At 29.3% G+C, this 12,203-nt stretch carries 9 protein-coding genes; 4 read left to right on the forward strand and 5 right to left on the reverse strand.

Going from position 1 to position 12,203, the window contains the following annotated elements; genetic code table 11:
- Positions 1-111: 111 nt before the first annotated feature.
- From ETU10_RS08805 to ETU10_RS08815, 3 genes are all read left to right on the forward strand, one after another.
- Positions 112-519, forward strand: coding sequence for a hypothetical protein (locus ETU10_RS08805; protein ID WP_146311569.1), 408 nt, complete (start codon positions 112-114; stop codon positions 517-519).
- Positions 520-537: 18 nt separating this feature from the next.
- Positions 538-933 (forward strand): hypothetical protein, encoded by a 396-nt coding sequence (locus tag ETU10_RS08810; RefSeq protein WP_146311571.1) that lies wholly within the window; start codon positions 538-540, stop codon positions 931-933.
- Between the two features lie 75 nt (positions 934-1,008).
- Complete coding sequence (locus ETU10_RS08815; RefSeq protein ID WP_146311574.1) at positions 1,009-1,416, forward strand: hypothetical protein; 408 nt, start codon at positions 1,009-1,011, stop codon at positions 1,414-1,416.
- Between the two features lie 639 nt (positions 1,417-2,055).
- Here the strand turns inward: ETU10_RS08815 and ETU10_RS08820 are convergent.
- A complete protein-coding gene (locus tag ETU10_RS08820; RefSeq protein ID WP_146311576.1) occupies positions 2,056-2,463 on the reverse strand; it encodes a helix-turn-helix domain-containing protein in 408 nt (135 codons plus the stop codon).
- Between the two features lie 144 nt (positions 2,464-2,607).
- Here ETU10_RS08820 and ETU10_RS08825 point away from each other — a divergent pair, with 144 nt between their 5' ends.
- Complete coding sequence (locus tag ETU10_RS08825; RefSeq protein WP_146311578.1) at positions 2,608-2,904, forward strand: hypothetical protein; 297 nt, start codon at positions 2,608-2,610, stop codon at positions 2,902-2,904.
- Here the strand turns inward: ETU10_RS08825 and ETU10_RS08830 are convergent.
- From ETU10_RS08830 to ETU10_RS08845, 4 genes are all read right to left on the reverse strand, one after another.
- Entirely contained in the window at positions 2,899-3,822 is a 924-nt protein-coding gene (locus ETU10_RS08830) for a DUF5655 domain-containing protein (RefSeq protein ID WP_146311580.1), read from the reverse strand. The two genes, ETU10_RS08825 and ETU10_RS08830, sit on opposite strands and share 6 nt — an antisense overlap.
- 17 nt (positions 3,823-3,839) lie before the next feature.
- Positions 3,840-5,261, reverse strand: coding sequence for a restriction endonuclease subunit S (locus ETU10_RS08835; RefSeq protein ID WP_146311582.1), 1,422 nt, complete (start codon positions 5,259-5,261; stop codon positions 3,840-3,842).
- A complete protein-coding gene (locus tag ETU10_RS08840; protein WP_146311584.1) occupies positions 5,261-7,453 on the reverse strand; it encodes a restriction endonuclease subunit M in 2,193 nt (730 codons plus the stop codon). The genes ETU10_RS08835 and ETU10_RS08840 overlap by 1 nt, the downstream gene beginning before the upstream one ends.
- 900 nt (positions 7,454-8,353) lie before the next feature.
- Positions 8,354-12,037 (reverse strand): AAA domain-containing protein, encoded by a 3,684-nt coding sequence (locus tag ETU10_RS08845; protein WP_146311586.1) that lies wholly within the window; start codon positions 12,035-12,037, stop codon positions 8,354-8,356.
- Positions 12,038-12,203: the final 166 nt, after the last annotated feature.

Below are 12,203 nucleotides of genomic sequence, written 5' to 3' on the forward strand. Positions count from 1 at the left end.
TTTTATCTTTTTCCAACTTGACTTATTTGACAAGTCAAAGTTGCTTCTTATATTTGTTAAATTAAATGCCATATATGACAATATCGAAATAATAATTTAAAAATATTAATAATGAAAATACTATGTATACTTTCTGTAATTACATTTCACCTTCCTTTAACACTTTATAAAGATACTATTAGAAGATTTCAAAGAATGGAGAAATATAATCCTGATAAGGCTCTAATTTATAATCAATACAATGGAAATCTTTCTGAAATATCTTTGAGTGTTATTCTTTACTTTCTAAGTAGTTTTCTATTCTCTTTATTTCCTTTAATAGAAGGATTAGAAATAAATTGGCTTATAGCTATAATCTTAAATTTAGGATTAGCATTTTATGTAATTCCTTTCATTGGATTCATATTTTATCCTTCTGATATGATTTTTAATAAGAATACTTTGAAAATTATTGGAAGTATATGCATTATTCTTGGTTTTATACTATTTACTATAGGAATGAGTGATATAGCAGAATAATAATTTAAAATAAAATTTATGAAACAAATAAGCATTTTATTCTTACTATTAAATTCATTCCTCATAAATGCACAGGAAATAAGACAATTTACAGAGAATTTTACAAGATTTTCTACTATAAAAGATGGAGAACTAGGAATTATTCAAAAAGGGAATGTAACAATAATTTTTAATTATGGGGAAAACAATAATATTAAAATCTATTTTGCCAATGGTAATAATAAAAACTACTATCGTGTTTCTAAAGTTGAAAAAGGAAATACAAAAGATAGAATTGAATTTCAGTATATGAAACTTTTAGATGAAAAAGGAGAGGAATATTATTTTGTAAAATATGAAGATGGAGAAGTTAGACTCTTATATTTAGATTCATTTACATATACAGGGGGATATGGAATTGCCTTATTACCATAACTTTATAATTATAAATTTAAATGAATTATAACCACTTTTAAACAGGTGGTTTTTTTATGTATAAAAGTTGAAACAATGAAACAAATAAATATACCTTTTCAATTAGGAATGCAGTATGAGAATTGGGAATTTGATTTAGAACCTATACAAGATAGATTTAAAGGATATGATAGTTACTTATACAGAGGAAAAGAGTTTAATTATTTTATGAATTATTCTACAGATAAAACTGAACTTATTTTTAATTTAGATAGATTAGAAATGGTGATCTTAACTTTTTTTAATTGGAATATAAATAAACTTGAGGAATTAAAGGTTGCTTTAAATAGTAAATATGGTTTTCCTCTATATATGTTACCTTTAAAATATAAAGTAAATAAAAATCTAAAATACTACTTGATATATAAAAAGAAAAACTCATTAATATTGATATATGGAAATTTCGTATGTTTAGAAAAAATATATTCTAATCTTCTAGAATAAATTTTAGAGTAAAAGGCATCAAATTAGGCATACATAATATTATATCAAATATAACTCATTAACAATATACATTTTAATATCACAGGTTCGAGTCCTGTTCCCGCTACTAAGTTTAAAAGCAATTAATTACACAGTGATTAGTTGCTTTTTTATTTTAATTATCTTCCACATAGATTCGTTTTGCCGATATATTTTCTTCTTTTTAATAAGCCAAAAAGCTAATTGATTGGTTCAGTAAGTACCAATAAATTTAAAAATATAAATACAGAAATTTTTCATAAGTATCCATTTGGGTAACTTTCTGCTAGATCTATTTTTTTAGTATTCTTTCTTTATTAGTGAGTTTCTCCGTATAGTTTTTTTTACAATCTTCCTATAATGATACAAAAGATTATAAAAAAACAATTAGTCGTTAATCAGTGCTTTAAATTGGTTTTTGGGGAATTGTATAATTATTTACTTTCTTTAGCCCTATATACAAGGGGTTAGTCAGATTGATTTTTTATTTGTTGTAACGTATCTATTGCATAAATCATGACCATTGAAGGTTTTCCAGTCTCAATAAAAATAGATAATGGTTTACTATTTTTAGATTGGATAGATCCGAGGATAATATTCTCTTTTTTTCTAATTTCAAAGTTACTTACTCAGTAGCTTCTCTATCAGCTCATTTTTTTCTTTAATCATTCTTTCATAAAGTGCTTCTTTTTCTGAATACAATTCCACTATTTTATCTATGGGATTGAAATTGAAAGTAAAACCTACTGAAGTATCATGTAAATCTTGACTATGAAAAGTATTTGCAACAAAATTTAAAGCTCCTTCGTCGTTAAAATTTTCAATGGCTTCTACCGGAATTTTAAGTATTTGAGCTACTTTTTCTAGTGTGTTTTTATCTATTTCTTCCTTTGCCTCAAGTTTAGACATTGTAGCCTGGGTAATGTTTAATTCTGTAGCTAAAGTATCTTGTTTTACCCCTAACATTTCCCGTAGCCTTTTTATGTTTTTTCCTTGGTGTACTTTTTTAGGTTCTATACGTGTATTCATGAATTTTCTTTTCTTTTGTGCTTTGCAAAAATAGGAAATCATACGATAAAATAATAGATTCTTATTTTATGAATTTTATTTTCCCTTACAGAATATTTTATCTTATTTATTTGGAGTTATTTTGTTTCTATTAATATACTAAAAATGAATAAAGAACCTAATACGGATATACAAAACTGGATAGAAGAATTAAAAAAGGATCGGGTTTTTCGTTTTATGAATACAGGTGCTAGTAGTTATAAACAGTTGGGTTTTATAATTCTTTCATTGCTTAACACTTGTCAAACCCATCTATTTTCTCTGGAAAACAAAGCACCTACAAAGGAACAAGAACAGGAACTACGGATGGATATTTACAACTTGTTGGAAATGGCTAAAAACCTTCTCCCACATATTGAGTTTGAGTTTCTGGATAAGGTTTTAAATAGTGAAGATTTATAATGAATAATTGCTTAGGGTTTGCTTAATCAAGCTCATAATATATTCTATATTCTTCGTATCATTAACCACTAATTCATAATCACCATTGCCCCAATGGCCTATGCTAGAAATATCTTTCATGAGGTGTTTAGGATCGTCTAACTCTCCTTTTTTCTTATTAATAAATAGTTTTAAACCTTTTTTTAGAATTACTATGTCGGCTATATTGGTTTTATTTTCCTTAAATGCAAGGTATAGCTTTTTAGGTTCTAATTCTATACTGGCAGGAAGATTTAAAATGGCATTTTTGTAAGTTTCGTACAATTCTTTTATTTCCTCTGGTTTGCTTTGTAAATGGTCTTCTTCGGTATAAACAATGATTTGCTGGGCTACTTTGCTTATTTCAGAATTTTCGTTATTCTGAATTTGCTTAATACTAGGGGCCGATTTTGATTTTTTTATCGGGTTTAGTATGATTAATCCATTTTCGTATTGTTTAATTTCCCAAAGTTCAATCCCTAAATCTTTAAAATTGGAAGACTGCTTTTGGTAGTCATTAAAGTGGGGAGATACAAAAATAACCCGGCTTTGGGTCCATTCTATTTCGTTTCTTTTCAGCGGTTCGGGCTGTGTTTCGTTGTATTCTACAATAAAATCTGCCTTATTTTCCAGCATTAAATTTAGGTAAGAAATACCCTGGTCTACCATGCCATCATTTTTACCTCTTTTGTATTCTATAATAACAAAGGCTTTGGTTTCCTTATCATAAGCCAAAGTATCTATAAAACTGCTTTTAATTTTAAATTCCGATTTAATAAATTGTAATCCTAAAATTTTTTCTAAATTGGCTTCAAACAAAGTTTTTATATCTTTTTCCAATTTAAAAGCTTTTTCTTTTAGTTTTGTAAGTTGTTTTTTGTCTTGGGTAAATAGTAACATATTATTTGATTCAAAATTTATTCCCCTAAAATCATTTTTTCTACTTCTTGTTTGGCTTCTTCCAATATTTTTTGGGCTTGTTCCTGCAGTTCTTTCGCTTGCGCCCGAATGCCTTGTATATGTTCGGCTATCTCGTTTTGTTTTTCGATGGGTGGAAGTGGGATTTTAATTTTTCTAATGTCTTCTAAATGTAAATCTGGAACCCCTGCTCCTTTTACTATACGATCATATTGAAGATATGTACATTCTGAATTTAAAATAATTTCTAAATATTCTGGAAATACAATATTATGTTTAGGACGTAATAAAGCTAAACTCACAAATATTTGAAATCTTTCTTTTGTTTGGACTACAGCAGCAAGTCCGATTGTGCCTACTTTTGTTAATAAAATATCTCCAAATTGAGGTTTACATCTTTTATCCAGGGAATTTGCTTCTTCTTCTGTTATATATTTTGAGTTATTTAAATCAATTGTTGATTTACGAACATCTTTTACACTTATAAATTTTATTCCCTCATCAACGTATTTTGGTGTAAAGTGAGTACCATCACTTACAATTGATGTTATTTTACTAACTGAAATTAATGAATATTTAGAATTATAAAGATTATGCTCATTTTCAATATAAATTTGGGTATAATATTTAGGTTCTAATCTTCCTCCTGAAACTTCACTAAACGGAGTAGTAAAAATACGGTTTTGTAAAGAATTGTCTTTTTGGGGTAAGGTTATCCCTAATTCATGGAGTAAATAAGTATCTATACTTTCTAGTAATGTTTTAGCTTCTGCTTCTTTTTGTTGTTTTTGTTGGTAGGCTTCTTGGTATAAATCTACAATTTGCTGTTGTATTTCAAGAGGAGGGAGGGGGATTTTTAAAGATTTTAAAAGCTCCAACCCTACACCCGATTGATTATTCCAATTCGTGCAAATAGAATAAAAAATTTTATTTTTTTGATAAAGATTTAAAATAATCCAAAGATAATCAGGGATAACTTTAGTTAAATTTACTCTTATTTTAGTAATATGATTGGAATAAAGCAATTCTTTTTTTTCTTTTAAAACAGCTGTTTTTCCAACTAATTCCTGACTATTAGTATTATTAAATAAAATATCATTAATTTCTACTTTTTCTAACGAACTATTATCTGGAATGTAAATATTTTTATTATATTTCAGAAATCCATTCTCATCAATATTCGTAGGTCTAATTTGGATAATACCTCTTTTTTTATCTGTTTGGTCTTGCTTACCTGCACCCGTACCAGATTTAAGAGAAATTGCAATTGAATTTATAGTAACAGATTGATATTTACTAATATTCAATTTAGCCAAATCAGAATTATAGTAAATAGGATCCAATCTATTCATCAACTCCGAACGGTTCACTAAAAATATTTTATCAGGGTCTATATGCGAAGGGACTTTGTATGTTTCCATTACTGTATAGAATTAATAAATTTAGTAAGTTCATTTCCAATAATATCCAGTTCGTTGTTGTTGGTAGGTTTCCCAGTGGCATCGTACCCAATATCTTCAGCGATTGCCATAAAAATAGGATAATCGGGTAATTTGATTTGTTTCTCTTTGGTAAAAGCTTCTTGCAATTCTTCTTTTAAATGATTTATCTTTTCGGTGTAGGTATTCTGAATTTCGGTTTTTTCGTCTTTTATTAATTCGTTGAAAGCCTTTTTATCTAAATCTGGATATTTTTCTTTGTATTCTTTTTCTAAATTTTTTATTTCCTGTTTTTTTTCTTTTTCGTAAAGAGCTGCTTTTTCTTTATATCCGTAAGCAGATAATAAACCAAACTGAGAAGTAGTTTTTATTTCTTTTATTTTCTCGGTAGTTTCTTGGGTATGTTTTTTTAGAAATAACACAGAGCTTTTTACCCCTGCTCCGGTAGCTGTAAAAGCAGTTTGCGGCATAGAAACAACGGCTACAATACGAAACATTTCTTCTATAGAATCTCGTACATATTGTAAACTGCTATTGGTTAAAATTCCGTCGGGTATAACAATGGCTAAATATCCGCCCTCTTTTAAAAATTTATAGTTTTGTTCTATAAATAATACTTCGGTGCTTTGGTTTTCTCTGTTTGTTTCTGGCTTTTCTACTACCGCCAGCCAATCTGCTTCCTTTTTTCCTAATTTGTATTCTTTTAGGTAGGCTTTTTCAGTTTGTCGTACGGTACTACCAAAAGGTGGATTGGTAATAATAAAATCGAAACGGTTGTAGGTAAACCCTCTGTTTTTTGTATTTTTTTCAATTTCTTCAGGCAATAATAAACCATCGGAGGTAATAACGTTGGTATGCCCGTCGTCATGAATAATCATATTCATTTTGGCAGCTCTGGAAATTTGCTCGTTTATTTCTATTCCATAAAGGTTTTTTTCTGCAAAGTCGTGCCAATGTTTATAGTGTTTGGTATTGTCAGACGGATTGGTTTCATATTCTGGATAAAATTCGGTTGCTTGGTTTCTTACTTTGTTTAAGGCATACAATAGAAACCCACCACTACCGCAAGAGGTATCTAAAACTAAAGATTCGTGGGTAATGGGTAAAACATCGGTAATAAATTTTACAATGGGGCGGGGGGTAAAATACTGCCCAAAATTTCCTCTAAAAAAGGAACCCATAAAGGTTTCAAAAGCTCTTCCTTTACTATCTAAATCGGTTTCTCCTAAATTTATTTCTTGTAGATAAGCCACAACGGTTCTTATGCGTTCGTGGGTTAGACGTATATCATCTCTAAAAACTTCAGGGTCTTTTACTCTTCCTTCTCCGTATAGGCTTTTAATTCTCTCGGCTAAGCGACTATTTTCTTCAATACGAATGGCATTTTCTAATTCTTTTTCAGAGAGTTTTTTAAAGTTTTTTATTTCCTCTTTTTCAACTGTTATAATCTGAAAGTCGTAAGGATCACCTGGTTTTCGGGCTTTGCGTTCGTCCCATATTTTACAGAAAATAAGTTTGTCTAACTCATCAAAAGCTTCCGAAGGGTTTAAATGTCCTCCTCCCCAAAGGGCATCGTGGGCTTTTTTAAATTGTCTGGTAAGTTCTTCTTCGGAAACTATTTTAATATCTGAAAATTTTTGTTTTCCCGCTTCTGAATGTAAGGTATCTGCTTTATAAACAAATTTGTAATTAGCCAGTTTTTTTACTCCGAATTGAGGAATATCGGGATGGCTTATTTTACTGTCTTTTTGTTTATTTACTTCAAAATATTCATTTTTTAAGCCTGAAGTAACCCAGATAAATTTTACATCGTTAGGTAAGGCATAGGCATAGCTATACGCTTGATTGATTGCCTGAGCAAATTCCGGCTCACTTACGTCTTCTTTTTTGCATTCTACTAAGATATATGGCTCTTCGCAATCGTCATCGTTATAAACTATAATATCTGCTTCTTTAGTTCCTGAACCCATGGTAACCGAAACGAAGAGTTTAATTCGTTCGGGTTTATAACCATAATTTAAAATAAGTTTTAAATAGGCTTCGGCTTGTACCTTTTCTTCCGGATTAGAAAAATTTCTTTTTTTATTGGGTTGTATATAGGTTATTGAATGGTTTTCTTCATCTAGTTTGATGAGGTTTTCTTTAATTCCTTTTTGAATTAAATCTAAGTCCATATACGTAAATTTTATAAGCGAATGTAGTTTAAATAAGTAAGCCAAACAATATAAAATTAAGTGGTGGCTATTTTATTAATAAGTTAAGTGTTTGTGTAATTTCTTTTTTTATTCTTGCATGTAAGTTTTAGAATATTTATCAAAATAATTATCTAAAACTTTTTTATAATACTTTCTTTGTTCTATAATAATATTACTTTCTTTAATTCCGAGGAATTTACTAATCTTAGGGTACTAATGCATCTATCTACATATATTACTTCTACTAAATATAGTGGTTCCCAATCTTTTAAGATACGAGAGTAATATTAGTCCGTTCTATTTGTAAATCTTTAGCTATTTGTCTACTTGTTTACGAGTGAATCACTCGCTAGGCTCTTTAGGTTGAAATTGTATTTTTGGTTATACTCATTGCTCTTTCACGCTTTTGCATATAAGAGTGTTTAATTCTTCCGGTGTGGTATGAATAAATTGAATGGTCTCTATTATTCTTTGTCATTTAAATATTATTTTATAATGACAAAGATTGAAACAAAACTAGATCGTTCGCTCCCCGATAGTGAGGAAATTACTTCTTGTTAGTAAAGATTAATTGTTTAAGGTGATTGTTAATTTTCTCAGTAGTAACTAAAAGAGTTCTTGTTAATTTTTTTAATTTAGAAATCTTAAAATCATATATTTCATTTAACCTATTTACAAAAAAAGTAGGTTTAAAAAATTCTAAAATAAGTTTATCTTTAAGCCTATGAATATAAATATGAGTTTATAAAGATTTCTTTTCCGGAATTTTTTTTTCGAACTTATCTAATTAATTGCTAGATAAATAACGCCTATGTCTGTCTTTATATTTATTGATATTGTTATTTCAGTATCAGTTATTTTCTAGTCTATTAGATTTAATTAATTCAATTCTTTCAATATACTATCAATTTCATCCTTCGTATTCTCTCCATAATAGGCAATAGAATGTTCTGTATTTGCATATTTACCACCTCTTTGAGCACTAAACCAATTAAAGGAACCAATGCACAAGCAGTCATCGTCTTTTATCACGATTTTGCTGTGAATATTATTCACAACCTTAACCTCAACCCCTAACTCATTTAACTTATTTATAGTTGAATGAAAGACATGCTCTTTTTCTTTATCTAATTTATTTTGCGTGTGAGTATTAAATTTTTCATCAACATAGATCGTTACTTTTATACTCTTATTTAATAAGAGTTGGTCATATCCATTTTCTTCAATGGTAGAGTAAATAAGCCAAGGAGAGATAATAATAATTCTTTGAGTGGCTTCGCTAAATATCTTTTTCAAGAATACATCGTGCTCTTCATAGTTTGTTAGTATCTCCAAGGCATGTTTTTTGGAAATTAAATCTTCTCTTACAAACAGTTTGGAATATTGATGAATATATGATAATTCGTTATTTTCACTCTCCAAAAGGTATTTTGACAATATCCCTGTTGGAGATACAGATTCTCTATTAAATAATGACATATCGCCAAAAACTAAGAAGCTGTCTTTTGCTCGAGATACAGCAACATTAAGCATGCTTCTGTCATTATCTATAAATCCGCCTTTATTATCCCTCGAATAGGTGGGTGAAAATAATATAACTTCTCTTTCTGCTCCTTGTAGAGAATGAACTGTTCCCACTGTGATTAGAGAAAGTTCATCTTTAAGACTTTTGTCTTTAGGCGATCTTAAATATTCGGCTATTCTATAAGATTGTTCCCTGAATGGGGTTACAACGGCAATAATATCTTTGATTTCTTTACCATTATATGCTTCTCTCAGATTTTTATAATTGCTGATAATCCAGCCTGCTATTATTTTGGCTTCAAGTTCGTTCTTTTTACTTCCATGAGCATTCAGACATTTCCCTTCAATATTCAGATATCCCATTGAAGGGAGGAGCGCGTTGTCAGGAGCATCACCTCGCATAGGTTTAAGAATACCTTTATAACAAAGTTCGTTGCAGAATCTTATTATGCTATCATAACATCTTCTATGTTCGTATAGATATAAACCCCTTTCTAACTTCTTTTCAGGATAATATTTGGATCTATTCTGAGAGATTTTCATCACGCTTCCTCCATCTGAAGCAATCCCTACCCTTTGCAGTTTTTTGTAGGTCTTATCAATTTCGTCTACTTTTAAGTCTTTAGAAATCAAGTTTACTTTATGTAGATTACCTATATCAATGCTCTTGGTAAGTTTGCTTATCGGGGGAATCTGCAAAGTATCACCAATAACTAAAGCTTTATTTGCTAAAGAAAATCCGGCACCCGCAACTTCGGGAGAAACCTGACCAGCTTCATCAATTATCAATAGATCAATAAAATCATAAAGATAATCTTCCTTTATCAGATTATCATGAATCTTTCTTGAAAAGGAAAAATAACTAGGCAACATATATGAAGTCATTACAGCACATGGCGTAATTTTCATTCTTCTTTTCCAATTATTCTCCCGTATATTCTTATATTTCCAATCAATGTTTTTCAAATGCCCTTTATCAATCATTTTCTCCATCTCCAATAACCAGCGCCCTTCCCAATAATGGGTTGCGATAAGGAACATTTCAAATCTTATTTTGGTATCCGCTTTTTTATCGATTTCTATAAAATTCAAATTAGGGCATATATCATTATCTAACTTATTTAGAACAATTTTACAATTATTCCAAACCTCAGTAAACTTTTTGAATTTTTCAATATTAGCATAGATGTGTTCTTTCTTACTTTGTATATTAGACTGTAATATATTGACATCCATATCCTCTATTTGTAGATGGTGTTTGAAATTGTTCTCATTTGCAAAAACCTTCGCTTTATAATTACGTTTTTGTTTGACGAAAGGAAGGAATGAGAATAAGGATAGAAATATACTTTCCGAAGCCAAATATTTTTCCCATTTGTTTTCAATAACTTCAATCTCCTTTTTGTCTTGATTTAGCGTTTTTCCAAGTACAGTTATTTCCTCTTCGTTTTTGTAATCTATATTTAAAAGTATGCTAAATTCTTTACCAAAATTGTGATAATTTCGATATGCTTCTTCAATGTTACTCAGTAAAGATTTTTTTTCTAGCAATAGACTGTGTAGTTTATTTACAGATTCTTCAACTGTTATCTCTCTAAGGTTAAAGGCTTTCTTGGATTTCTCTAAAAAAGATTTTTTTGCAGTTACATAAAATCCCTCAGTTTCCATCTCTTTTACAACCTCCTCTGTCAAATAACCCTTTTCTCTCGCATTTAACCCTCGCATACTGGATACGAAATAACTACCAAAACTATTTATGCCATCCATCCATCTGCCTGAAAAATCTCCTTTGCCAGTCGAAAAATCTTTAGCAAACGAATCTATTATATTTGTTACAGCCTGATTATTAGTGGAGTTTGCAATTATTACTGGAGGCTCACTTGCCTTGATAGCACTTTCTACCCATAAACAGGCTACAATAGAAAGAAGCATAGTTGTTTTCCCTGTTCCAGGAGGCCCATTTACAGCTAATATTTCTCCATTTTTTTCATCCAATAATGCAGAAACAGCAGTTCTCTGTGCGTCGGTTAAAGGATATTTATCATTGTTATGTCCTAACCGTTTTGAAAAAAAGGTATCTGAATTAATTATCGAAGTTTCATTTTCTTGCACAATGGTTGTATAATTTCGTAAAAGATTCAATTGCAACTCTTCTTTGCGAGTATATAGGTCTTCATAAACTGCCGTAATTTTTGAAGAAATATCTAATTCCCCATTTGTAAAATAAGCAGAAACTATCTTCTCATAGCCTTCGAGTATCTCATTAGAAGTAATAACCTTATCTAATAGTCTTTCAACATATTTAAAGTATTCATGCCATTTTGTAAGGTATGATTCAATGGATTTGTTAAATTCCTTATCGTTAGCTAATTTATCTTCAATAAGTATATCCCAATCTTCATTATATCTATTAAAAATACTTGTAAACTCTTTTTTACTTGCTTTACTTTTAGATAGAGATTTGATAAACTTTTTAAAATCTTCCTTTGATTGGTCTGAATCAATAAGATTTTGTTCAAATAAGCAACTGATTAATCCTTCTCGGTACTCGGATTCTATATTTTTCGAAAAATATTCTTCCCATTCAGAATTTTCTTCAAATTCAAATGAGGGAACATTGTATTGTGTGGTAAAGAGATCGTAATCATCCATATTACCAATATAGAAATCTTCTTTATCTAAAGGAAGTAATAAGTCTCTTGGAATAATTGGATTCCCTGTGGGATAAATAAAACCATTTTCTGAAACCTGAACTTTGAAAATTATAGGAAAAATTACTTCTGGACAATAATCTTTTTCATGTTTGCTGTGACTTGTAACTTTCTTAAAAGAGAAGGGAACATATAAAGTATCAATTGTACCATCCTCAAACAAAAATAAACTTTGTAGTATATTTTTACTGTTAATTCTAAAGAAACTATTTCTATTATTTAACAAAAATTTTTTTGCTAGATCAGATAACTTATATTTTCCTTTAGAAAACTGTTTGTCAACGAGGGAATCTCTCCAATATTTAGTGATTTTTTTATAATGTTCCATTTTTTGAATTCAACATATACTATTAAGAATCTGGATAATTTAAATACAAAAATAATTATATAAGTTTCACAATGAAATAAAATATATTTAATATAAAGTCATATGTTGTGATGTATATCGATTATTGTTATTTATTCTTGAGAAAAGATAAAATAATAAACAGCTC

This window comes from Apibacter muscae, from assembly GCF_007845595.1.
In the GTDB taxonomy this organism is placed as follows: domain Bacteria; phylum Bacteroidota; class Bacteroidia; order Flavobacteriales; family Weeksellaceae; genus Apibacter; species Apibacter muscae.